Source organism: Guyparkeria hydrothermalis, from assembly GCF_023555375.1.
In the GTDB taxonomy this organism is placed as follows: domain Bacteria; phylum Pseudomonadota; class Gammaproteobacteria; order Halothiobacillales; family Halothiobacillaceae; genus Guyparkeria; species Guyparkeria hydrothermalis.
This window is the reverse complement of the sequence record NZ_JAJSEE010000002.1, coordinates 238470-262500: the sequence shown is the minus strand read 5'-3', so window position 1 is coordinate 262500 and position 24031 is coordinate 238470. Positions and strand designations below refer to the sequence as shown.

23 protein-coding genes and 1 riboswitch (1 of these 24 running past the window's edge) are annotated in these 24031 nt (G+C 64.2%); of the genes, 4 read left to right on the top strand and 19 right to left on the bottom strand.

The features are described from left to right. The 12 genes from queC to LV475_RS03725 all read right to left on the bottom strand — a co-directional run. Positions 1–576: the 5' portion of a 7-cyano-7-deazaguanine synthase QueC gene (gene queC / locus LV475_RS03780; RefSeq protein WP_136867883.1), read on the bottom strand. Its footprint begins 105 nt before the window's first position; 576 of the gene's 681 nt are visible here — the first part of the coding sequence; its start codon is at positions 574–576; the stop codon falls past the left edge of the window. Between the two features lie 2 nt (positions 577–578). Continuing rightward, entirely contained in the window at positions 579–1277 is a 699-nt protein-coding gene (queE, locus tag LV475_RS03775; RefSeq protein ID WP_136867884.1) for a 7-carboxy-7-deazaguanine synthase QueE, read from the bottom strand. Next, positions 1274–2233: a tol-pal system protein YbgF gene (gene ybgF / locus LV475_RS03770; RefSeq protein ID WP_250105784.1), complete on the bottom strand. Its 960-nt coding sequence runs from the start codon at positions 2231–2233 to the stop codon at positions 1274–1276. Before ybgF ends, queE begins: the two co-directional genes overlap by 4 nt. Positions 2234–2243: 10 nt before the next feature. Further along, positions 2244–3545: a Tol-Pal system beta propeller repeat protein TolB gene (gene tolB / locus LV475_RS03765; protein ID WP_250105783.1), complete on the bottom strand. Its 1302-nt coding sequence runs from the start codon at positions 3543–3545 to the stop codon at positions 2244–2246. Positions 3546–3568: 23 nt separating this feature from the next. Next, entirely contained in the window at positions 3569–4666 is a 1098-nt protein-coding gene (gene tolA / locus LV475_RS03760; protein WP_250105782.1) for a cell envelope integrity protein TolA, read from the bottom strand. A gap of 3 nt (positions 4667–4669) precedes the next feature. Then, a complete protein-coding gene (tolR, locus tag LV475_RS03755) occupies positions 4670–5128 on the bottom strand; it encodes a protein TolR (RefSeq protein WP_136867888.1) in 459 nt (152 codons plus the stop codon). A gap of 3 nt (positions 5129–5131) precedes the next feature. Further along, positions 5132–5809 carry a protein TolQ gene (gene tolQ / locus LV475_RS03750; RefSeq protein ID WP_136867889.1) on the bottom strand — a complete coding sequence of 226 codons (678 nt, stop codon included), beginning with the start codon at positions 5807–5809 and terminating at the stop codon, positions 5132–5134. Beyond that, entirely contained in the window at positions 5806–6216 is a 411-nt protein-coding gene (gene ybgC / locus LV475_RS03745; protein WP_136867901.1) for a tol-pal system-associated acyl-CoA thioesterase, read from the bottom strand. Before ybgC ends, tolQ begins: the two co-directional genes overlap by 4 nt. Before the next feature lie 126 nt (positions 6217–6342). Then, positions 6343–7401 carry a Holliday junction branch migration DNA helicase RuvB gene (gene ruvB / locus LV475_RS03740; protein ID WP_136867890.1) on the bottom strand — a complete coding sequence of 353 codons (1059 nt, stop codon included), beginning with the start codon at positions 7399–7401 and terminating at the stop codon, positions 6343–6345. 15 nt (positions 7402–7416) lie between these two features. Beyond that, positions 7417–8013 (bottom strand): Holliday junction branch migration protein RuvA, encoded by a 597-nt coding sequence (gene ruvA, locus LV475_RS03735; protein ID WP_156575020.1) that lies wholly within the window; start codon positions 8011–8013, stop codon positions 7417–7419. Next, the gene (gene ruvC / locus LV475_RS03730; protein ID WP_136867892.1) at positions 8010–8675 is read right to left on the bottom strand and encodes a crossover junction endodeoxyribonuclease RuvC; all 666 of its coding nucleotides are present in this window, start codon (positions 8673–8675) and stop codon (positions 8010–8012) included. The genes ruvA and ruvC overlap by 4 nt, the downstream gene beginning before the upstream one ends. Next, positions 8668–9408 carry a YebC/PmpR family DNA-binding transcriptional regulator gene (locus tag LV475_RS03725; protein WP_136867893.1) on the bottom strand — a complete coding sequence of 247 codons (741 nt, stop codon included), beginning with the start codon at positions 9406–9408 and terminating at the stop codon, positions 8668–8670. Before LV475_RS03725 ends, ruvC begins: the two co-directional genes overlap by 8 nt. Before the next feature lie 262 nt (positions 9409–9670). Between LV475_RS03725 and LV475_RS03720 the strand changes: the two genes are divergently transcribed. Beyond that, the gene (locus LV475_RS03720; RefSeq protein WP_250105781.1) at positions 9671–10039 is read left to right on the top strand and encodes a hypothetical protein; all 369 of its coding nucleotides are present in this window, start codon (positions 9671–9673) and stop codon (positions 10037–10039) included. 263 nt (positions 10040–10302) lie between these two features. Continuing rightward, the gene (locus LV475_RS03715; RefSeq protein WP_136867895.1) at positions 10303–10626 is read left to right on the top strand and encodes a hypothetical protein; all 324 of its coding nucleotides are present in this window, start codon (positions 10303–10305) and stop codon (positions 10624–10626) included. Between the two features lie 80 nt (positions 10627–10706). On the opposite strand, the gene LV475_RS03710 is transcribed toward LV475_RS03715, so the two are convergent. The 6 genes from LV475_RS03710 to LV475_RS03685 all read right to left on the bottom strand — a co-directional run bounded on the left by LV475_RS03710 (position 10707) and on the right by LV475_RS03685 (position 20466). Continuing rightward, positions 10707–11957 (bottom strand): multidrug effflux MFS transporter, encoded by a 1251-nt coding sequence (locus LV475_RS03710; RefSeq protein ID WP_136867896.1) that lies wholly within the window; start codon positions 11955–11957, stop codon positions 10707–10709. Between the two features lie 10 nt (positions 11958–11967). Then, positions 11968–12576 (bottom strand): anthranilate synthase component II, encoded by a 609-nt coding sequence (locus tag LV475_RS03705; protein WP_136867897.1) that lies wholly within the window; start codon positions 12574–12576, stop codon positions 11968–11970. A gap of 403 nt (positions 12577–12979) precedes the next feature. Continuing rightward, positions 12980–13846, bottom strand: a complete 867-nt coding sequence (locus LV475_RS03700; protein WP_136867898.1) for a hypothetical protein — start codon at positions 13844–13846, stop codon at positions 12980–12982. Between the two features lie 409 nt (positions 13847–14255). After that, on the bottom strand, positions 14256–18083 hold the full coding sequence (gene dsr1, locus LV475_RS03695) for an anti-phage defense-associated sirtuin Dsr1 (RefSeq protein WP_250105780.1): 3828 nt from the start codon (positions 18081–18083) through the stop codon (positions 14256–14258). Positions 18084–18678: 595 nt separating this feature from the next. Next, positions 18679–19422, bottom strand: a complete 744-nt coding sequence (locus LV475_RS03690) for a ferredoxin--NADP reductase (protein ID WP_136867731.1) — start codon at positions 19420–19422, stop codon at positions 18679–18681. 90 nt (positions 19423–19512) lie between these two features. After that, a complete protein-coding gene (locus LV475_RS03685) occupies positions 19513–20466 on the bottom strand; it encodes a DMT family transporter (protein ID WP_136867730.1) in 954 nt (317 codons plus the stop codon). Positions 20467–20699: 233 nt separating this feature from the next. Here LV475_RS03685 and LV475_RS03680 point away from each other — a divergent pair, with 233 nt between their 5' ends. Further along, a complete protein-coding gene (locus tag LV475_RS03680; RefSeq protein ID WP_136867729.1) occupies positions 20700–20864 on the top strand; it encodes a DUF1328 domain-containing protein in 165 nt (54 codons plus the stop codon). A gap of 76 nt (positions 20865–20940) precedes the next feature. On the opposite strand, the gene thiC is transcribed toward LV475_RS03680, so the two are convergent. Next, positions 20941–22830, bottom strand: a complete 1890-nt coding sequence (gene thiC / locus LV475_RS03675; protein WP_136867728.1) for a phosphomethylpyrimidine synthase ThiC — start codon at positions 22828–22830, stop codon at positions 20941–20943. 69 nt (positions 22831–22899) lie between these two features. Beyond that, a riboswitch (TPP riboswitch) is annotated at positions 22900–23010 on the bottom strand. Positions 23011–23216: 206 nt separating this feature from the next. On the opposite strand from thiC, the gene LV475_RS03670 reads away from it, so the two are divergent. Continuing rightward, entirely contained in the window at positions 23217–23876 is a 660-nt protein-coding gene (locus tag LV475_RS03670; protein WP_156575034.1) for a protein-L-isoaspartate O-methyltransferase family protein, read from the top strand. Positions 23877–24031 lie beyond the last annotated feature (155 nt).

Genomic DNA, 24031 nt, shown 5'->3' with positions numbered 1-24031 from the left:
GTAGCACGACACGGTCAGCCCGTAGTCCACGCCGAGTGCCTGCCCCGTGCGAATGATCTCCGCCTTGGTCAGATGCAGGAGCGGGGCGTGGATCTCGAATGGATGATCGGCGGCGGTGGCGATATTCGCCAGTTCCTGGAATTTCTCGATGAACGCGGGCCGGCAATCCGGGTAGCCCGAGTAGTCCACCGCGTTCACGCCGATGTAGATACGCGTCGCTTTCAGCAACTCTGCCCAGCCAAGGGCGAATGAGAGAAAGGTCAGGTTGCGCGCGGGAACATAGGTGCTCGGGATGGCTGCCTCGCCCGGCGCGTAGTCGGGCACCGCCTGGTCGATGTCGGTGAGCGACGAGCCCGTACCGCCGCCCATGTCGATGCGGATGGTTCGATGCGCGGCCGCGCCCACGGCACGCGCTACCCGGTCGGCGGCCTCGAGCTCGACGCGATGACGCTGGCCGTAGTCGAAACTCAGGGCGTGTACGGCATAGCCGTCGGCGCGCGCCTGCCAGGCCAGCGTGGCCGAGTCGAGCCCACCGGAGAGCAATACCACGGCCGGCGTGTTGGACGACCCACTCACGCTCAGCGCCCCGGCTCGTCGCCCCAGATCAGCTTGTGCAGCTGCATCTGAAAACGGATCTCGAGCCCGGTTTCCAGCACCCAATCGGCCAATTGCGTGGGCGTGATGCCGCCGAACACCGGCGAGAACAGCACGGCGAATCGCTCGGTCAGGTGATGCTCGCGCACCCGGGCGACGGCCCAGTCGAAATCTTCCCGCGCCCCGATCACCACCTTGATCTCGTCGTCGGCCTTGAGCACGTCGAGGTTTTCCCAACGGTTACGCTCCACCTCGCCGGAACTCGGTGTCTTCAAGTCCATGACGACGTGCACCCGCGGGTCGACCGCCGAGACATCCAGCGCGCCACTGGTCTCGAGACTGACGACGTGCCCCGCATCGGCGAGCTGCCGCAGCAGATCAACGCACCCCGGCTGGGCGAGCGGCTCCCCGCCGGTAACGCAGACGTGCCGGGTATTCAGCTCGGCCACCCGCGAGAGGATCGCCGCCTGCTCCATGCGCTCCCCGCCGGTGAAGGCGTAGGCCGTGTCGCAGTAAACGCAGCGCAAGGGGCAGCCGGTCAGACGAACGAACACCGTCGGCCAGCCGATGTGATCCGACTCGCCCTGCAGGGAGCGGAAGATCTCGGTGATGCGCAGGCTGCGCGTCGCCGCGGGCGCGACCGATTCCAGCGCCTCGGGCCGGTTGACGGACTCCACCGTCATCCGTTGCCCAAGCGCGACAGGCGCTGCTTGGCCAGACCGGCCGCTTGCGAGTCGGGATACTGGTCGAGGATCTCGTTGAACAGGCGACGGGCCGCTTCGTTATCGCCTAACTCCTGCGCGACGTAGCCTCGCTTGAGCTTCGCGTCCGGGACGCGGGAGCTCTCGGGGAAGCGCTCGATCACCTCGCCGTAGGCCTTGCCGGCCGCGGCGTAATCCTGCTGGACGTAATAGGTCTCGCCCTGCCAGAAAAACGCGCTGGCCGCCCACTCGCCCTGCGGGTTGGCGTCGATCACCTTCTGAAAGGCATCGATCGCCTGTTCGTACTTGCCACTCTTGAGGACCTCGAAGGCGTCGTTGTAGAGCGCCTGCTGCTCGGCGGCGCTGGCCGACGGCTGGCCGTTGGTCTGGTCAACGGATTCGCTGGCCTCCCGGGCGGAATCGGATTCATCACCCCCGTTGCCATCGACGGCCGCCACGGCCTCGTCGGGCACGTCCTGACCGACCGGATCGCCACGATCGATGGCAGCCGACGCCCCACTCGAGGCCGCGGGCTGTGACGAGCGAGCCGTCTGCTCGACCTCATCGAGACGACGCTGCTGGCGCTCGATGGTGCGCTCCTGCTCGGAGAGCTGACCGCGCATGCCCTGCACCTGACGCTCGAGCTCGTCGACCCGCTGCATCAGCCGCTGCAGGAGCACCGCCTGCCCGGACTGGCTGCCCGTGTCGGCGACGGTGACGCTGGTCGCCGGCATCGGGGTGGCCTGCGCGCTCGGCGCGGATCCGGCATCGTCTTCTTCTGCTGCCGGCTCATCCGAGCCACCGCCCCAGTTGAGCCAGCCCGGCGCCTGCTGGGCGGCCGCCGGCAGAGCGGTACCGCCGGCAAACAGGGCGGCGACCAGGGCGGCGACCAGGGCGGCCGCCAACGGGGTTCGCTTCGTAAAGTGTTTCGTTTGCATCGTCTTCGTCTTAGTCATTGAACGGGCCCCAGACCGGATCGCGTACCTTGCCACGATCGTAACTCAGGGTCTGCGGCTCGCCGCCGATGGCCGGTGAAATCTTCAGCACCGAGCCGCTGCCGGATTGCGCGGCATAGACGACCATGGCGCCATTGGGGGCGTAGCTGGGTCGCTCCTCGCCGCCGCCCCTGCTAAGCAGGGTGCGCTCGCCGTCGTCGAGGGACTGCTCGGCAACGAAAAAACCGCGATCATCGCGCACCACCAGCGCCAGGCGCTCGCCGTCCGGCGAGACCCGGGGCCCGGCGGCGTAGGGGACATCGAAGGTGAGCCGGCGGGCGCGGTCGTCGGGACCCGCCTTGCGAAAGACCTGCGGCTGGCCGAAGCGATCCGAGGTGAAGGCCAGCGTGCGATTGTCCGGGTACCAGCTCGGCTCGGTCTCGATCGCCCCGGAGCGGGTCCACTGTGTGGTTCGTCGGGTGTCGAGGTCGATGACGTAGATGTCCGGGTTGCCGCCCTTGGACAGGGTGACGGCAATCTTGTCGCCACGCGGCGACCAGGCCGGCGCGCCGTTGATGCCGGAATAGTCGGTCAGCTGGTAACGCTCGCCGGTGGACAGGTTCTGCACCCAGATTGCCGAGCGATTGCCCTCGAATGACACGTAGGCCAGTTGCCCACCGTCGGGCGACCAGCTCGGCGACATGATCGGGTAAGGCGACTGAAGGACCGTGCGCGGGTTGGCGCCGTCCGAATCCGCGATCTGCAGCGTGTAGGTGCGATCCTTCGGCGTGCCGCGCTCGGTCACGTAGGCCAGGCGGGTGGAGAACGCGCCACGCTCCCCGGTCAGCTCCTCGTAGACGATGTCGCTGATGCGATGGGCCACGGAACGATCCGCCGAGGCGGTAGCCGTGATCTGGCTGCCGGTCAGGCGCTCACCCGAGCTGACGTCGATCAGGTAGAAGCGGGTGCGCAGCTTGTCCCCGTCGGATTCGACCTGGCCCATGACCAGATAGCGTGCCTTGCCAGCACGCCAGTCGTCGATGCGCAACTGATCGGGCGAGGCCGGACGCCCCGGCATGGCATCGCGCGCAATCGGCGCGAACAGGCCGGAACGGGCCAGGTCGTCACCGATGATCCGGGCGAGATCATCCACCGCGCCCGGCTGCTCGAACGGCACCACCGCGATCGGCACGCCACTCTCGGTGCCACCGCTGATGTCGATCTCGAGCGCGGCCTGCGCCGGCAGGACGAATGCCAACGCGCCGGCAAGGAGCGTGGCGGCGAGCAAGCGATGAAAAAGGGCCAGTACTGTCATGTGGGTCACCCCGGGTTGACCGGTCATTCCGGCTTGAAGTTGAAACGGAGTTCTTCCTGGAAGATCGAGTCGAGTTCGGGCTTGGGCAGCGGCGAGGCGGCCTCGATCGCCTGCACGACCGAGCGTTCGAACAAGCGGTCGCCATCGCAGCGTTCGACGGTGACGTTGCGCACGCGACCATCGGGGTCCTGGCGGACGGTGACCGTGCAGGTCCAGCCGATCTGCGCGCCACGCGGCCGTTGCCAGTTATCACGCACCTTGGACTGGATGGCCGCCGCCCACTTGCTAAGGGCGTCGCGCTCAGCGCGCGCCTGCTGCTCGGCGGCCAGCTGATCGCGCAGGGCCTGCTCGCGGGCCTCGCGCTCGGCCTGCTCGCGGGCGGCCTTTTCTTCCGCCTCGCGCCGGGCCTTTTTTTCGGCTTCGCGGCGCGCCTTCTCTTCGGCCTCCTTGCGGGCCTGTTCTTCCGCCTCACGGCGGGCCTTTTCCTCGGCCTCCTTGCGCGCCTGCTCCTCCGCCTCGCGGCGGGCCTTTTCCTCGGCTTCCTTGCGCGCCTGCGCCTCCGCCTCGCGACGGGCCTTTTCCTCGGCTTCCTTGCGCGCCTGCTCCGCTGCCTCCTGGCGGGCCTTCTCTTCGGCCGCGCGCCGCTCGGCCGCCTCTTCGGCTTCCTTGCGAGCCGCCTCGGCCTCCTTCCTGGCCTGCTCGGCCTCTCGACGTGCCTGTTCGCGCGCCGCCTCGACTTCTTGCTGCTGCTTTCTCAACTCCTCGATGCGCTCGGCCTCCTCGGCCGCCTCGCGTTCGCGCTGCTCCCGCAGTTCGGCGAGCTGCTTAGCCCGCGCTTCCTCGGCACGACGGGCCGCGGCAGCCTCCTCGGCCGCCTTTTCGGCCTCGGCCCGCTCGCGCTCCCGGGCCTCGCGCGCCTCGCGCATGCGCTCGGCCTGCTGGTCGATCGCCTCGGAGGACACCGACTCGGCCTCGATGGTCGGCAGTTCGGCCGCCTCGCCGCTGGGCTTGACGGTCTCCGGCTTCCACAGCTCGGAGAACACGATCGCGAGCACCAGCGCGAGGTGCAGCACCACCGCCAGCATCACCGCGCCGGGCATGCGGGTAAGCATTCGCCACATGGCTTACTGCGCCTCCTCGCTGCCGGCCCCGAGGTCGGACGGGTCGGAATCGGTGACCAGGCCGACCTTGGGCGCCCCGCCCTGCTGGGCGGCGACCATGGCGCGCATGACGTTTTCGTAATTCGAGGACCGATCACCTTTTACCAGCACGGGCGTTTCCGGGTCGACCCGGCGGGCAGCGGCCACCAGCTCGGTGACGGTCGCCAGGCTCACCGGCGCATCGGGATTGTCGGCCTGGTTGACGAAGTACTCGCCGTCGCGATTGACGCTGATCAGCAGCGGCGGCTCGTCGGTGTCCTCGAGCGGGCTGGCCGAGGCCTGCGGCGGCTCGACCTCGACGCCCTGCTGCAGCATCGGCGCGGTGACCATGAAGATCACCAGCAACACGAGCATCACGTCGATGTAGGGGACGACGTTGATCTCGGCGACCATCCGCCGTGCCCGTCGCGTGCGACGCGCCATGGCTTACTTGCCCCCCAGCTGTCGCTGCAGCAGCCCCAGGAATTCGTCGACGAAGTTCTCGTAGCGCCCGGCGAGCCAGTCGATCCGCTGCGTGTAGCGGTTGTAGGCAATGACCGCCGGGATGGCGGCGAACAGGCCCATGGCGGTAGCGATCAGCGCCTCGGCGATCGGCGGGGCCACGGCCGCCAGCGTGGCGCTCTGCATGGTGCCGAGGTTCATGAACGCGCTCATGATGCCCCAGACGGTGCCGAACAGGCCGACGTAGGGACTGACCGAACCGACCGTGGCGAGAAACGGCACGCCTTCCTCGAGCTGGTCGAGCTGGCGATGCTCGGCCACGCGCATGGCGCGCTCGACGCCATCGATGATCTGGGCATGCCCCCGATCCTCGGCCTGCCGCAGGCGTTGGAATTCACGGAAGCCCGCCTCGAAGATCGCCTCGTGGCCCTCGCGCGGTCGCGCCTCGCGGGAGATGCGGTCGTAGAACTCGTTGAGGCTGCCACCGGCCCAGAAACTGCTTTCGAACGAACGCACGCCGCTGACAGCCCGCTTGTAGACCCGCGCCTTGTGGAAGATCAGGGCCCAGGAGCCGATGGAGGCCAGCACCAGGATGATCAGGACCAGTTGCACGGGGAGGCTCGCCCCGGTAATCAGCTCGACGACGGACGGATCGGCATTCACGCGAAGGACTCCAGGATCGACTCGGGTATGGGTTTGGGACGAAAGGTCCGCGCATCCACGCAGACCACGCGCACGGACACCCCACACAGGACCGCAGAATCGGCGGAATGTTCCACGCGCTGGGTGAACTCGATGGCCGCCGCGCGCAGGCGCGCCACCTCACAGGTGACGTCGAGCGAATCATTAAATCGTGCCGGTCGGCGATATTCAAGCGAGGCCCGGGCCACCACGAACAGCACATGGTACTGGTCGCGCAGCACGTCCTGCTCCCACCCGCGCGAACGCAACCATTCGGTGCGGGCGCGCTCGCAGAAGTTGAGGTAACGGGCGTGATAGACCACCCCGCCGGCATCCGTGTCCTCGTAGTACACACGCACCGGCCAACGAAAAACATCGCGGCTCGACAAACCTGCTGCGCCACCCGATTGCGGCGTCGCGTGCTCGTTCGCTCCTCGCCTATCCGATCGATATGTCTCGTCGCTCACTGCGCGGCTCCTTGCACTCGGGCGGCTCGCGACGGTTTGTCGAGCCGCTTAAACACCATCGTCGGAAGAAACCCCAGCCGGCGGATCGGCCGACTCGTCCTGCCAGCGCTCGGGCGGGCGGTAACCGAAGTGTGACCAAGTCTGGCGCGTGGCCATCCGCCCGCGTGGCGTGCGGATAAGAAAGCCCTGCTGGATCAGGTAGGGCTCGAGCACGTCCTCGATGGTGTCGCGCGACTCACCGATCGCCGCGGCCAGGTTGTCCAGCCCCACCGGACCGCCGTCGAATTTTTCGAGCAGGGTCTCGAGCAGGCGGCGATCCTGGTGATCGAAGCCACGCTTGTCGACCTTGAGCATGTCGAGCGCGGCATTGGCGATGCCCCGGTCCACCCGGCCGCCGCCCTTGACGTCGGCGTAGTCGCGCACGCGGCGCAGCAGGCGGTTGGCGATCCGCGGGGTGCCCCGCGAGCGGGCGGCGATCTCGCGCGCGCCCTCGGCATCCATCTCGAGCTGGGTCAGTCGTGCCGAACGCTCGACGATGTGGACCAGGTGATCCACCTCGTAGAACTCCAGGCGCTGGATGATGCCGAAGCGGTCGCGCAGCGGGTTGGTCAGCATGCCGGCGCGGGTGGTCGCGCCCACCAGGGTGAACGGCGGCAGGTCGAGCTTGATCGAGCGGGCGGCCGGGCCTTCGCCGATCATGATGTCGATCTGGTAATCCTCCATCGCCGGGTAGAGGATCTCCTCGACCACCGAGGACAGGCGATGGATTTCGTCGATGAACAGCACGTCGCCCGGCTCGAGGTTGGTCAGCAGCGCGGCGAGATCGCCCGGGCGCTCGAGCACCGGGCCGGAGGTCTGCTTGAGGCTCACGCCCATCTCGTTGGCGATGATGTGCGCGAGCGTGGTCTTGCCCAGCCCCGGCGGGCCGAAGATCAGGACGTGATCGAGCGGCTCGCCGCGATTGCGCGCCGCGGGCACGAAGATTTCCATCTGCTCGACCACCGCCGGCTGGCCGATGTAGTCGGCGAGCCGACGCGGGCGCAGCGCCCGCTCGAGGGCTTCCTCGTCGGGGCGATGTTCGGAGCTGACGAAGCGGGCGTCTTCCATTCCCTCACTCATGGCTTACTTGACCGTCTGCCGCAGGGCCAGGCGTATCAGCGATTCGGCGTTGTCCGCACCTTCCTTCTCGGCCCGGGTGATCATGCGATTGGCCTCGGCCGGCTTGTAGCCCAGCGCCTCGAGTGCGCTCAGGGCCTCGTCGCGCGGGCTGTCGACGGGCAACTCGCCGCCGGCCACCGCCGGCGCGCCCCCGCCCGGCTGCTTGTCGAGCCGGTCGCGCATCTCGATGATCAGCCGTTCGGCCGTCTTCTTGCCAATGCCCGGCACCTTGGTCAGCGCGGTGACATCGTCGCTCATCACGCAGTCGCGGAACTGCGCCTCGGACATGCCCGAGAGCACCGCGACGGCCATGCGCGGACCGATGCCCGAGACCTTGATCAGGGCACGAAACAGGTCGCGCTCGCGGACCGTGGCAAAGCCGTAGAGCAGCTGGGCGTCCTCGCGCACCACCAGGTGGGTGTGCAGGACGACGTCGTCCTGTCCCTGGGTGGCAAAGAACGTCGACATGGGCGCCTCGACCTCGTAGCCGATGCCGTGCACGTCCACGAGCAGGAACGGCGGCTTGCGGGCGAGCACCCGTCCGGCCAAACGACCAATCATTTCCTTCCTCCAGCCTTGCCCGCCGCGCGGGCCATGAGTGTCGCGGCGTCCATGTCGCGCCAGCCGCGCGAGTCGCTGCGACGGCGGTAGCGGCGCTGGGACGCCTCGCGCAGGATCTCGCGCGCCTCGCTGTTCGGCCCGCTGCCGGCCACCGCCGAGAAGGCGTTGCTACGGTAGCAGTGACACAGGGCCACGGCTGCCGCGTCCGCGCCGTCGGCCGAGGGCAACTCGTCCAGGCCGGCCAACCGCTGGATCATGTGCGCCACCTGGGCCTTGTCGGCCCGGCCGCTGCCGACCACGGCCTGCTTGACCGTCGCCGGCATGTATTCCTCGACCGCCAGCCCGTGACGCACCACGGCCGCCAGCGCCGCGCCACGCGCCTGGGCGAGCTTGAGCGAGGACGACTCGCTGCGGTACATGAAGATCTGCTCGATGGCGCACTCGGTCGGCTCGTGGGTCTCGATCCATTCGGAGACCACATCGAAAACGCCGCCCATGCGGGCGGCAAAGTCACCGTGAGACTGCAGGGAATGGCTCGACAGCTCGAGGCAACGGGCCCGCCCGCCGGCGAACTCGATTACCGCCAGCCCGAGCACGCGCGAGCCGGGGTCGATGCCGAGCACCCGCCGCGTGGAGCGATTCCCTGCCGGCGACTCAGGCATAGGCCGCTTCCGGGATCTCGCCGTTGTGGTAGACCTCCTGCACGTCGTCCAAGTCCTCAAGCATGTCGATCAGCTTGACCACCTTCTCGGCGTTCTCGCCCTCGACCGGCGCGCTGGTCGAGGCCCGCATGGTGACCTCGCTCTCCTCGGGGGGGAGGCCGGCGTCGATCATGGCCTGCTTGACGTCGCTGTACGTCTCCGGCGTGGTGGTGACCTCGATCGCGTTGTCGTCGAACACCTCGATGTCCTCGGCACCGGCCTCCATCGCCGCCTCCATGACCGGATCCTCGTCGCTGCCCGGCGGGTAGTAGAGCACGCCGAGTCGGGAGAACAGGAAGGAGACCGAGCCGTCGGTGCCGAGGTTGCCGCCGTTCTTCGAGAAGGCGTGGCGCACATCGGCCACCGTGCGGGTGTTGTTGTCGGTCATGCCGGTCACGTAGACGGCCACGCCGCCCGGGCCGTAGCCCTCGAAGGTGACCTCGACGAAATCCTGCCCTTCCAAGTCACCGGCGCCGCGTTTGGCGGCACGCTCGATGGTGTCCTTGGGCATGTTTGCGCCCAGGGCCTTGTCCCAGGCCAGGCGCAGGCGCGGGTTGGCCGAGGGGTCGGCGTTGCCACCGGTGCGCGCCGCGACCGTGATCTCACGGATGATCTTGGTCCAGAGCTTGCCGCGCTTCTTGTCCTGCGCGGCCTTGCGATGCTTGATGTTCGCCCACTTGCTGTGACCGGCCATTCTCCACCTTTGCTGTTACTGGCCGGACCCGCCGGAAAACCCCGCACGAGTCCAGCTCACCAGTTGACTGACACGATGCCGGGGATTCTATCACTGCCCGCCGGCATGCCGAGGAACCCGCAGGCCAGGAGGCAGTTGCAAAAAGGCGGACGCGCCAGGAACTCTCGCCACGACCGGAGGACACAGAACCAGCGAGCGAATACCCCGCTCGCGGCTCGGCAAGATGCCGGGACATCCACGAACAACCTGAAAAGGTGTTGTTATGAAACTCGAAGCCAAAACCATCGCTACCCTGATCAGCAGCACGGCATTGGCAACGATGATCGGCATGGGCAGCGCCCATGCCCAAAGCTCGGGCCAAGACGGCGCCGCCGACCCGGCGCAGCCGCAAGGCGACATCCAAGGTGATGCGCAGGGCGGTGTCCAAGGCGGCGCGCAAGGTGGCGGCGCTGGTGTCGGTGCCGAGGGCGGCGTCCAAGGCGGCGCGCAAGCCGGCGACCAGGAAGGCACGCAAGGCAGTGTCGGGGGCGGTGCCCGGGGGGGCGCTGGGGGTGGCGCTGACGGCACAGCCCCGCCACCGACTGCCGGCGACGAGGACGACGAAGAGGAGAACGGCGGCATCGGCATGTAACCCACCGCCCGGAGGCGGCACGCTCGCCCCCAAAGCAAGGACAAAACGCCCGGCCGGTCGCCGGGCGTTTTTGTTTGCGGCGACGTAGAGGAAGCCGAGGAACATGGCGCCACCCGTCGAGCCCTCGGCCTGCCCCTCCCTCAACAGAACGACGTGTCAGGAACTCTCACTACGCTCGACGGCCAAATCACGACTGGGCGATGCATTCGCCCGTTGATCGGCAACACGTCGATCATCCCGTTAATGCAAAGGGAGGACGTCTTATGAAATTCGAAGCGAAAACGATTGCGACCCTTGTGAGTAGCACGGCACTGGCGATGGCCATCGGCATGGGATCCGCGCACGCCGAAGGCACCGACATGCAATCTCACGAATCAGGGGACGGCCCGACCATGCCCGAACACCCCGAAGGCAAGGGTGCAGCGCCCAGCACTGGCATGGGCGGGGCGCTTCGGGACGAAGACGTGCAAGGTCACGACACCTCAAAGCCTGCCGGGGTTGACGGGGAACAATCTGATCAGCCTGAGGACAAGGGCGATGGAAGCATGGGCCACGATGACGCGGGAACGAATGGCGGGGGCATGTAACCCGCACCGAGCTGAGTCAGGCCACCTCGCCTGACGGTCGCTTGAGAATGCCCGGCCTCCTCGCCGGGCGTTTTTTTACATCACGCCTTGGCATCGGCCGAACGCCACCAGAGCAGCCACAACCCCAGCGCGGTGGCATACAGGCAGGCCATTCCGACTGCCAGGGCGACCAGCGAATCCGCCAACCACGCCACCATCACCCCGGACACCAACCCGGCGAAGGCCATCTGCGTCGCCCCTTGCAACGCCGAGGCCAGGCCGCGCTGGGCGGGCCAGTAGTCCAGCGCGGTGATGTTGAGCGCCGGCATGGTGGTCGCCATGCCCATCACGTAGAGCGTGATCGGCGTGACCGTCAGCCAGACGCCGTGGGTCACGTCCGGCGGCTGCGCCCAGGCCTGGATCAGGTTGTAGATCACGGCCAACCCGGTCAACGCAAGACCGAGCGCCATGGTGGCGGTCATGCTCAATCGCCCGGCGAGCCAACGGGTCAGCCGGCTACCCAGGATCAGCCCGGCGACCAGCGGCACGAAGAATTTCCAGAAATCGGTCTCGGACTGGCCGAGATGATCGATCAGGATCACCGGGGCGGCGGCGACGTACAGGAACATGCCGCCGAACAGCAGCGCGAACACCACGATCAGCTGCATGTAGCGTGGATGGGACAGCGCCCGGGCATAGCTCTTGAAGACAAAGCGCGCGGCGAACGACTGGCGCGCCTCGGGGGCGACGGTTTCCGGCAGCAGCCGCCAGATCGCGATCACCAGCAATAGCGAGAACCCCAGCAGAAACCAGAACACCGAGCGCCAGCCGAACCATTCGTGCAACCAGCCGCCGATAATGGGCGCGGCGGCCGGGGCGGCGGCAAAAATCAGCATCACGTTGGCCATCACCCGCTGGGCGTCGGCACCGGCGAACAGGTCGCGCACCAGTGCCCGGCCGATCACCACGCCCGCCCCGGCCGCCAGTCCCTGCCCGATCCGGGCGGCGATCAACTGGCCGATGCTCTGCGAGAGCGCGGCGAAGATGGTCATCAGCGCATAGGCCAGCAGGGCGAGCAGGATCACACGCTTGCGGCCGAAGCTGTCGGACGCCGGCCCGTAGAACAGCATCATCGAACCGAAGCCGAGCAGGTAGAGCGATAGGGTCTGCTGGATGGCCGCCTGCCCCACGCCGAACTCGCCGGCAATGGCGTGGAAGGACGGCAGGTAGGCATCGACGGTGAACGGCGCGAGCATCAACAGCCCGGCGATCACCAGGATCAGGACGACGGCGCGACGCCCGCTCGGGGCGTCACCGGCATCACGGGATGGGTCTTCGCCCGACGCGTTCACGCCGGACCGATCACGCCGGCACCGCGTCGCGCATACCGGAGTGGTAGCGCAGGAAGCTCTTGAGTTGCTGGTGACCGTGCTGGGTGAGGATAGACTCGGGGTGGAACTGCACGCCCTCAATCGCGTACTCGCGGTGACGGAACCCCATCACCTCGTCGACCGAACCGTCCTCGTTCTGTGTCCAGGCGGTGACCTCGAGCACCTCGGGGATGCTGTCGCGGGCGACCACCAGCGAGTGGTAGCGCGTCGCCTCGAAGGGGTTGGGCAGGCCTTCGAAGACGCCCTCGCCCGTGTGGTAGACCGGCGAGACCTTCCCGTGCATCACCTCGCGGGCCCGCACCACCTTGCCGCCGAACACCTGGCCGATCGCCTGGTGCCCGAGGCAGACCCCCAGAATGGGCAGCTTGCCGGCGAAGTGACGGATCACCTCGAGCGAGATGCCGGCCTGGTCGGGATCGCAGGGCCCCGGGGAGACCACGATGTGGGTCGGTCCGCGCGCCTCGATCTCCTCGATGGTGACCTGGTCGTTGCGCGCCACCCAGACCTCTTCACCCAGCTCGCCCAGGTACTGGACCAGGTTGTAGGTAAACGAATCGTAGTTGTCGAGCATCAGGACCACTTTGGCGCATCCTATTGATTTATAAGGGTTTTTAAAGCAAGCAATTTTCGTGCCTTAGAAGTTTATGAGTCCCGTTGGTCAAAAAAATTGCTCGCAAGCCGTTCATACGGGCGTTTAGCGCGTGACTCACAGTCCAATAGTACATCGGAACACCAATGTCCCGCACACCTGCACGAACCACACGACTCCCGACTGTTCGCCGGGAGGGACGACGCATCATGACAATGTAAAAACAACGTCTTGATCGTCCCAAGCAACGGCTTCGAGGGGCATTGCGGACAACCGGAACGCTCACGTAAACTTTGGACTAAAGCCCCCGGCAGTAAGCCTCACTTCATGAATCCAAGTGAAGCCGAACCCTGGGGCTTTTTATCGTGAGGCGAAGCGCGCGGGCGCAGCGGCGTCACACCAACGATCGTATTCTCTGCTCGCCAAGCTCAATGAGCTCATCGATAGACAGCGGGGAGCCAGCTTGCCTGACGCGCCGACTTTCCTCCCCAGCCTCCTCAAGCAGCTCTATCAGCAACGCTGCAATATCCTTAGCTTTAGAAGCGCCCCACCAACCAACCAGAGCGGCACGCAGCTCCCTCTCAGGATCGCCTCTACTCGAAACAGAGAACAGGAGCCGGACCAAAATTCGCAACCTTTCATCGAAGCTGGCGAACAACAGCCGGTCTGGCGCATCCCCGGCACCATTCACCCTCTGAACCATGTCACTGAGGTGCGTCAGATCCCAGGCTGCGTTACGAACGCCATCGATCGCCTTGTCCCTGTTAGGCGAGTGAAGTTGCTTGAAAAGCCCTTTTCGGGGCGGGGAGCGTGGGGCGAAGTAAATCGAGGCGAGCAAAGCCGCTGGTCCAGCGATCATGAAATCATCGCGCATCCAAGTCAGCAAAGCGCGCATGCGCTCCAAATTTGAGGCATCTGACAGCTCAAGCTCAGCAATCTTCAGCGCTGCAATGTAGTTCCGTCGCCAGCGGCGCAGAGGAAAGGCTAGATCGTGAGAACTAGGGGAGCTACTCAGCTCCACCGCATCAAGCGCATCCCTGTCTCCAAAAACAAGATCCAGCCATTGGTAGGGATTTGCGTTATCCGCTTCTCGGAATCTAGCCAGCTCGGCGTTGGCAGCGGCGTTGCCTTGATTGTGTGCAAGCTCATGAAACGCGATCGATGGCTCGATCTGAATATCCAAGAAGTGACAAAAGGCCTTTATTCCCGCGACCTTCCTCAGCATAGGGCCCATTGGCTGACCTGCCGCGATCTGGGCCATCCGAGACACGATATTCCTATCGGGGAGGAGAATGGTCTGCACGCCCTCCATCACATGCTGATATATGAAGGCGTCAGGACAGCAAAGCCCAGAAGCAGGCGGAAAATAGCCCGGAACGAACACCCTTTCCGCCTCTAACATTGCCCCGAGAGCGCTCAGCTCCCTGTAGGGGAAGCCTGGTGGCAGCTCGATGGCTCGTTCTTCATGGCCCAGCTGAAACTCATCCGGGCCAAAAACGAGAACAACACGATTTGGGCTACTAGGTCGTGCAAACACACCGCACACTCAAAGCTCTAACGCCTGGCATAGCTTCCACTCAACCGCTGCCGCCAAAGCCTATTAAGGTCAAACCTAAGCGAGAGCCCCGCCGTTGACTGCACTGATTCACCTTGCATGCACCCTCTGCGCTCTAAAGACCATGCTGCCGTGCGTATTCATACAAACGCCTAAACCGATGATCCTCTCGCAAGCTTGGACTGGCCCCTTCGATGGCGATCAAACACGCCCCAAGCTTCCGGGCTCCCCAAGGCTGATCAACAATGATCCTGTCGAGAAATGACAGAGCGGCCTCTGGAAACCGAGAGGCCAAACCCGACTTCTCCAAGTCCCGCACCACGAACTCAGGATGCTCAACCCGACTGAGCCAGGAATCCACCTCGGCCCTTGCTGCCGGGAATTCTCCAGACGAAGCCACGCAAAGTCGCGAAAACGACTCGGCTATGTTGCTCGAGGCCAACTCTCGGGATTTCGGCCAAACCTTCTGAAGGAAAGGCAAAACTCTATTTCGCCAGTATTCTTCGCTCTGGTCACCTGCTCCAACGAGCGCTTGCGCCAACGCTTTCGCGACATCCTCCAACCCCTCTTGAGGCAAGCATCCAATGGCGTCCCGCAACTCCTTGTCGGAGTAGCCCTCCACCGAACCCAAAGCAACATAAGTAAGAAACGTTGCAAACTGCCTCTTATGCTCACCCAATTCCTCAAAGTGAGTGGCGGTCAGCAATAGCTGCTCCTTAAACTCGATGACAAGGGGGAGGTATAACCGCGGTGACCAAAGAAAACCTTCCCATGCCGCCCTTGCTTCAGCGACGTCATGGCCCCAATCGAAGAGGGGCAACAGGGAAGACCTAGTCCAATCACGATCTACTCGGTACAGAGCGATCAAACGTGAAGCTAAAAGAACCCGCCCATGACGATATCTATCCACACGATCATCACAGACCTGGCTAAACATCGCCCTTAGCTCATCAGGCAGCCCGTCGCCGTCTTTGGGGCTTCTCCTGAACCAGTAGGCCAGCAAAGCCTGAACCACATGGCCAATAGGATGGTTGATCGCATCCATGACAGGGGAGCTAGACATCTCACCATCAATGCGAATACCACTATCTGCGTCGAGGGGAAGGTCCAGTATTCGCTGACCCACGCCAATCAAGGTTTGCTCATGTCTCTCGGTTGACTCCGCAGCCACCTTGATCCAATTAGTGATGCTGCGAGCATTCTCCTGCAATACGAAGTCAGGCATTGTCAACACGAACGGGGCGGCATAACGCCACGATCTTTTTACCTGAACCGGACCGCTGCTCCACGCCTGGAAGGCCTCACGCCAGCGAACTAGTGGCCAAACATCTTCTTCGGCCAAATCGCACAGCGCCAAGAAGCTGCGGCAAAAATGCTTGCGGCATTTCCTCCACCAATCATCCTCATGAAGCGGATGATCGGTTTGCGGCTTTTCCTTCAGCCAAGCAGCAAGCTCGTCCCGATTTCGCGGGGCGATATCGACAACACGGTTTGCATCGAAATCTGGGTCACCGGTTCCGCTCATCCAATGAAGAAATTCTTCTCTTTGATGCGGTGACATCTGCAATTCAGGATATTCGTCCTGCAAACAGGACAAGCGGACAGCAGACTCCTCACCTAGCCTCGCGCCACCCTCCTGTAGCTTGGCCAGACGCAACCAGACCGCGCGATCCACTAAAGCCTGCCAGTCTCCAGAATTTAGGTCCGGCGAATACATCCGTCTTGGTGGGCCACCAAGTATCAAACGTTCAAGCCTAAGCTGAACGTCAGGGGCCAAATCCGCACCTTGGAGCACAAGGAGCCGCATGGTTTCCCTATGCGTGTGGGGGGACCAAAACCACCACGCACCATCGGACGCTAGCCAATCGACCCAGTTCTCTAGGGGAGCACCCTCTCCACCTTGACTCAGTGCGAACAAAGCCAAGCGCTTAAACACAGGGTAAGGCAAGTCGAACCAACCTTGAGCGACAGCTTTGGCCCGCCCAGGTGACGCCTTACAAGCAGACAACCACGCATCGCGAAGCAGCTCGATCAAAACCACCCAGTCGCGGAAACGGCGATTTTGCCAATGAGGGGCTATGGACGGCATGTCCAAAACCGAGCTATCTGAGTCCTCGTCAGCGCCACCTAACTCGCGCTGCAGGTCCAGGGCATCGCGTAGAAGTTGTTGAAAATCTTCCAGGAGCAAGGGCAGGACGGATCCCCAAGCTCCACTCTCTGGCTGAAGCAGATCAGACGCCACGTGATCTGCTGCCAAGCTCAACTCCCAGTTCACCAAATGCGTGAGCTCAACATCCTCGCCGCCATCTTCGTCACGCCCCCCTAACCGAAAAGGCTTCCGCAACTTCACTTTTGGTTCGAGAAGTCGACGAAGCTCCAACCTGAGTGAGGCTGCAAGCCCCTCGCGCTCCAATCGCTCGTTCCATGTAAAAAGATCAAAATTGTGTCGCGGAGATTTCACTCTCCCTCCAAGAAACAACCGCCACAATGCCTGCATTCCTGGCCTTGGGATGGCCTTCGGCGCTCCTGTTCGGATCGCCTCCAACTCGGAGGTTTTTTTATCCCTTTCCAAGCGAGCAAGCTGATTGAGCCTCTCTTCTATTAGCCACAAAAGTCGCTCGTGCACTTGTCCGCCTCGACGAGCCAACCAAAGAATCAGCTCCGGCTCATCAAGGTAACGAGTCAACCAGCGGGCCATATGAAACATGACCGCATCCCATTGGGCGCCATCGTCACCAGCTGAAACTAGAGCCATCCAAGTAGACTTTTGGTATGGCGTGGGGCGAGAAACCAAACTAAAACTGAGCCTTTCGTCCTTCTCGGGAGCGGGAGAGACACCAAAGTGGCGTAGATCGTCATGCCGGTAACAGTCAGAAGAAAACACTGTTAGCCAGTCAAATGGTGGGACCGGATCGAAGTCCGCGAAACGCTTTGCCGGCAGGCCTGACTTATCGGATATTGCCCACAACATCCGACCTACAAAATTGTCCTGATGCGAGCTTGACGAGGGGTGGGTCAGAGCCAGATCCGTCACGATGCGCTCTTTGCCAAAAGTGCCATCCCGGTATGTATCGGCCCACGCCCTCAGCGTGTCGTGCAATGCGGAGTGATCTGTACTCCCAGTTGGCAGTTCATAAAGTACGGGAACGACACCTTTTGCCACCCACTCGTTCGCCGCATCATCCGTACCCTCTGGCTCACTAGCTCCAAACGCGTAAGCCTGTGGGGTGGCCTCCCCTAACATACGGTCGGCAGCTAACGCGTCCATCATGTAGCGCAGCACCGGGTCATCAATGCTGTAACCAACGAAACAAACAACGTAGTTGCGGAACAACTCGCTTACGAAGCGAGCGGCCCACCTCTCTGTCAAATAGGCCAGCCCAAAATCACCGCTCGTGAGCACTAACTTGTGCAGCGCTGTCTCACTCTCTTCGTCCGGCAACCGGCCATGCAGATAAACCACACCATCCCAACGGCTATTTTTGGGAATGGGAAGCATCGGGGCCATATATTTATCGAACGCGCCCACCTCCTCGCCAGCGTGCTCGAAAAGGCGATCAAAATTTGTAGTGACAAGCCGAAGGGCCCCATCGCGAGAGCGCCCCAGACGCAACAGCGCCGCGTGAGTATCAAGCGCCCCATCGCGATCCAGATCGGGCTGAAGAATCTTTGCTAGCGCCTTACGCAGATCAAGACGCTGCCCCGGAAGGCGCCTTTCCAACTGATCGAGCACTACATCGTATTGATGATGCTCAAATGGTTTCTGTTCGGCCGGCTCTAGTGTGGTGCCCAAGCGTTCATAGAGACCATCAACCAACCCCTGAAAGCCTGGCAGGCCTGCGGGGTAAGAGACACCAGCTCCACAAAAGAACACCACACGACCTTCTTCGTGGGCTTCGAGAAGCAAGTCCGGTACATCTGGCCCATTTGGAACAAACTGCATTGGAGTGACGAGTGCTGGGGAGGGAAAGGGAATGCCTTGCAGAAGGCCGCATTACTAGGCCTGTTGGACCGAAGACACAGCGTCGCCCTACACAAGCCCCGAGTCAATGCACACGGAGTGAAGCGCCCCCAGCAATCACAGATCTGCGTGACCAAATTGAAGAACTCAAATTGGCCCTTTCACGGCAGCTATACGGAAAGTTTGATACCCGAACTTCTCAGCTCTCTGAAAGCACGCCGCAACGCGGCCTGCAGCGAAGGTGTGAGTCAGAAACGGCGCTCAGCCGCTTAACTCACAGCCTGACTCACAATCTGACTCACAATGGGATTGGATTGCCACGAACACGCATAGACATGCACGGACACTGTTATAAGCTAAACAACTGAATTGTTACGCTTTTTGAACACCAGTGAACACGCTTGGACGCAATGATTGATGATCGAGCATCAGCACCATGGCGGTTGCGACTCCGTGATCTGCGTGGCCGACGCATCGGGCGGCCGGGCAAGCCTGGCTTGCGTGTGCATCGATGGCTGGGACGGGCCAGTATAGCCGAGCGGGCCAGAGAAGCGCGCCCAGCGGCCGTCACCTTGACTCAGTGGTATTTCTCGACCGTGATGTGGCCCGGTTCACGACGGCGATGGCGACGCAGACCGCGTTCCTTGAGCACCTGCTGGACCGCCTCGATCATGTCCGAGTTCCCGCAGAGCATGACGTGGGCGTCCTCCGCGCGCAGCTCGAGTCCCACCCGTTTCTCGATCTCGCCGGACGCCAGGCCCGCCGGTATCCGCTCGTGCAGGGCGCCCGGGTGGTCCTCGCGGGTGACCACGGGCACGAACGCGAATCGATCCCCGTGGCGCGACTGCAACTGCCGGATGGTCTCGCCGTAAGCGAGATCCGAGGCGCGACGCACCGAATGGCACAGCACTACCCGCTCGGCACGCGCCCAGGGGGCGTCGGTCTTGAGGATCGACAGGAATGGACCCAGCGCGGTCCCGGTGGCGAACAGCCACAGATACCGGTGCTCGGGCGTGCGCTCCATGGTCATCGTGCCGGTGACCGTGGTGTTGACGAACAGGGTGTCGCCGGGGACCAGGCGGGCCAGCCTGGGTGACAGCGGCCCCTCGGGCACGACGTTGAAATAGATCTCGTGAGGCGTCTCGGTGGGCGCATTGACCAGCGAGTAGGGACGCGCGACGCGTTCGCCGTCGATATCGAGCCCCACCCGGACGAACTGTCCCGCCTTGAATGCCGGTAACGGCGCGTCAAAACGCAGGGAATAGAGTCCATCGTTCCAGCGGACGGTCTCGGCGACCGTCACCTCAAGCCATTCGCCCATCGGTTACCTCGTCTGGATTGGTGATGCCGGTTGCCTCCAGCATGACTTGGTGATGCCTGCTGTTTCCAGCATGACATGGTCGGCAAGCACTCAGCCCCCCGCGCGTCGACGGGCCCGTTGCCGCGCCCGCCGCTGATAGAGCGTGATGATCAACAGCGCCGACAGGATCAGGCCGATACCGAGCTGCTTGACCGGTCCCGGCGTCTCGCCCAGCACCAGCCAGGCACTCAATACGCCGATGCCGGGCACCAGCAGCGCCCCGAAACCGGCGATCCAGGTCGGCAGGTGGTGCAGGGAGTAGACCCAGAGCAACCAGCCGATCGCGCCGGCCAGCACGACGTTATAGAACAGGGCCCAGAGAAAATTCGGCGTCGGGTCGACGGCGAAGGGCTCGGCCCAGAGCGCGATCGCCAGCAGCAACAGCCCGCCGTAGAGCATCTGCCAGGCCGTCAGGCTCAGCAGGTCGGGCTGGTAGCGGTGGTAGTAGCGCTTTTGCCAGATCGCGCCCAGCGCCCAGCCAAACCCCGAGGCGAAGGCCAGCAGCACCGCCGCCGGCATCAGGCCCGCCTCCCAGGGCGAGATCAGCAGCACCAGTCCCGGCAGGGCCAGGCCGATCGCGAGCAACTGCACCCGCGTGATCCGTTCGTCGAGGGCGAAATGCGCCATCAGGGTCAGCCACAGCGGCATCATGAAGACGATCACCGCGGTCTCGCCCGCCCCGCCACCGGACTGGAGCGCCCACATCATGAAACCGACGAAGCCGGCGGTCTGGAACAGGCCGATCGGCAAGGCATAGAACAGCGGCGGCGGGCGCAGTCGCTTGCCGGCGAGCGGCAGGATCGCGATCAGCAGCAGGGCCGGCAGCACGGTGCGCAGCGCGGCGAACCACGCCGCCGAGACGTCCACCAGCACGGCCTTCATCACCACCCAGTTGTATCCCCAGAAAAAGCCCAGCAGGAGCAAGGCGAGCAGCGGCAGCAGCGCGATCGGCGCGTGCCGTGGGATGTCGCGGTCCTCGACGGGACCCGGGGTTGGTTCGCTCATTGACACACCGGCGGCGTTCGGAAAGGCCGCGATCTTAGCAGGCCCACGGCCGGCGCTCGCCGCCGATTCATACCCGAGTTCGGAACTCAGGCAAGCAACGAGCGTCTTCACTAAGGTGAAAGCGGGTCATCGAAACCGATGGCCGTCATGAATCGGTCGGCTCGAGGTGCGCCGACCCCGCCCAAACCCACGGCAATCGCGCCGAACGGGCGGACAACCAAGGAGGTCGCATCATGCTTTCCTGGGCACTGATCTTTCTTATCGTGGGGATCGTCGCCGGCGTACTCGGCCTGAGCGGCATTGCGGGTGCGGCGACCCAGATCGCCTGGATCCTGTTCGTCGTCGGCCTGATCCTGGCCATCGTGTTCTTCCTGATGGGTCGACGGCCGCCGGTCTGACCATCCCAACCCGTACGGCACAAAAAAAACCCCGGCAACGCCGGGGTTTCGTCGTTTCGGTGGGGCACGGCAGCCGTCAGATCCGCCCGTACACCTCGCCGCCCTGCTCGACGAACTCGATCGACTTCTCCTTCATGCCCTGACGGAGCGCCTCCTCCTCGTCGACGCCCAGCTTGTCGGCGTACTCGCGCACCTCCTGGGTGATCTTCATCGAGCAGAAGTGCGGGCCGCACATGGAACAGAAGTGCGCCACCTGGTGCGCGTCCTTCGGCAAGGTCGCGTCGTGGTATTCACGCGCCCGCTCCGGATCGAGCGACAGGTGGTACTGGTCAAGCCAGCGGAACTCGAAGCGCGCCTTGGACAGGGCGTTGTCGCGCACCTGCGCGCCCGGGAAGCCCTTGGCGAGATCCGAGGCGTGGGCAGCGATCTTGTAGGTGATCACGCCCTCGCGCACGTCGTCCTTGTTGGGCAGGCCGAGGTGCTCCTTCGGCGTGACGTAGCAGAGCATCGCCGTGCCGTACCAGCCGATGTTCGCCGCGCCGATGCCGCTGGTGATGTGGTCGTAGGCCGGCGCGATGTCGGTGACCAGCGGCCCGAGGGTGTAGAACGGCGCCTCGAAGCAGTCCTCGAGCTCCTTGTCCATGTTCTCCTTGACCATGTGCAGCGGCACGTGGCCCGGGCCCTCGATCATCACCTGCACATCGTGCTTCCAGGCGATCTGGGTCAGCTCGCCCAGGGTCTTCAACTCGGCGAACTGGGCCTCGTCGTTGGCATCCGCCAGGCAGCCCGGGCGCAGGCCGTCGCCCAGCGAGAAGGACACGTCGTAGGCCTTCATGATCTCGCAGATCTCGTTGAAGTGCGTGTAGAGGAACGACTCCTCGTGGTGGGCGAGGCACCACTTGGCCATGATCGAGCCGCCACGCGAGACGATCCCCGTGACGCGCTCGGCGGTCATCGGCACGTAGGCCAGACGCACGCCGGCGTGGATGGTGAAGTAATCGACGCCCTGCTCGGCCTGCTCGATCAGGGTGTCGCGGTAGATTTCCCAGGTCAGGTCCTCGGCCTTGCCGTCGACCTTCTCCAGCGCCTGGTAGAGCGGCACGGTGCCGATCGGCACCGGCGAGTTGCGCAGGATCCACTCGCGGGTCTCGTGGATGTGCTTGCCGGTGGACAGGTCCATGATGGTGTCGCCACCCCAGCGGATGCCCCAGACCATCTTCTCGACTTCCTCGGCGATGCCGGAGGTGACCGCCGAATTGCCGAGATTGCCGTTGATCTTGGTGCGGAAGTTCCGGCCGATGATCATCGGCTCGATTTCCGGGTGGTTAATGTTCGCCGGGATGATGGCGCGACCGCGGGCGATCTCGTCGCGGACGAACTCGGGCGTGACCTCGTCGGGGATCGACGCGCCGAAGGATTCGCCCTTGTGCTGGCGCAGCAGCGCCTTGTAGCGCGGATCGGCACGCATCTCCTGGAGACGGTTGTTCTCGCGGATCGCGACGTATTCCATCTCGGGGGTGATGATCCCCTGACGGGCGTAGTGCATCTGGGTGACATTGGCACCCGCCTTGGCGCGGCGCGGCGGGCGGATGTGCGAAAAGCGCAGGTTCTCGGTCTTCTCGTCGGTCAGACGCTCCTGGCCGAAACGCGAGGTCGGGCCGTCGAGCTGCTCGGTGTCACCGCGTTCCTCGATCCACACCTGGCGCAGCGGCGAAAGCCCCTTGAGCAGGTCGATCTCGACGTCCGGGTCGGTGTACGGACCGGAGGTGTCGTAGACCGGGATCGGCGGGTTGGAGACGATGCCGGAGTCGTTCTGCGTCGCCGTCTGCGAGATCTCGCGGTAGGGGACGCGAAGGTCCGGTCGCGAGCCGACCGAGTAGCGCTTGTGGCTGGCCGGGAACGGGGCGATGACCGTCTCGGAGAGTTTGGCCGTCTTCTGCAGGAAATCGCTGGGGATTGCGCTCATGGGTATGCCACCTGTGTTGCACGTTGGGGCATGCACGACGAGCGCCGACTGGACACGGAGGGTTTCTCGGTTGTGCCAGACAGACTTCCCTACGCCGATGCAAGCCGGATCAGGTTCCAAGGGTGTGTCTCAGCCGCCTGACCGACCATTCTCGGTCGGGCGGCACCCCTAGTCTGTGGATGGGCAGCCACCGAACTCTCGCCCGGGCAGCCACCGCTATGGTCGGGACGCTACCCCAGCGGCCAGCAAATAACAAGTTCCCGGCCGGCTTTCAGTCACTTAGCAGAATGCCTCGGCGGCCCCATCAACCGCGGGAAGTTGCCGGGGCAGTGGAAAACCCGTAAATTACCGCGCACTCAATTTCCCCGAAAACCAGAGCCGAATTCATGCCCACCGACATCGAACTGGCCCGCTTCAACATGGTCGAGCAACAGATCCGCCCCTGGGACGTGCTCGACAAGCGCGTTCTGGAGGTGTTCTTCAACGTCCCGCGCGAGCGCTTCGTCCCGGATGCCGAGCGGGTGCACGCCTTTGCCGACGTGGCCGTGCCGATCGGCCACGGGCAGACCATGCTGGCGCCGGTGGTCGAGGGCCGCATCCTGCAGTACCTGCAGGTCCAGCCCGGTGAGCGTGTGCTCGAGATAGGCACCGGCACCGGCTTCTTCACCGCGTGCCTGGCCTCGCTGGGCAACAGCGTGCGCTCGGTGGACATCTTCCCGGACTTCACCGAGCGCGCCGGCGGCCTGCTCTCCGAGCTGGGCTTCGAGCGCGTCGTGCTCGAGACCGGTGATGCCCACGATGGCTGGGCCGCCGACGAGCGCTTCGACGTGATCGTCTTTACCGGCGCGCGCACCGAGATGCCGGAGGCAAGCTTCCGGCAGCTGAACATCGGCGGCCGCCTGCTCGCGATCACCGGCACCGGTCCGATCCAGACGGTGTCCATGGTCACCCGGGAGTCGGAGACCCAGTTCCGCACCGATTCCCTGTTCGAGACCCGCACCGGTTACCTGATCGGCGCCGAGCCCAAGCCGACCTTCTCGCTTTGACGCGCCCCTGACGGCCATCGGGCCAACGCATCCACAGGTAACGGCCCCGGTCTCTCAACCGGGGCCGTTCTGCGCTAAGCTCCCAGCCAAGAACCGCGAGCGTCGACCGCCCCCGGGTGGAGTCGGCCGCCACGGTATCGCTTGCCGGCGTATCC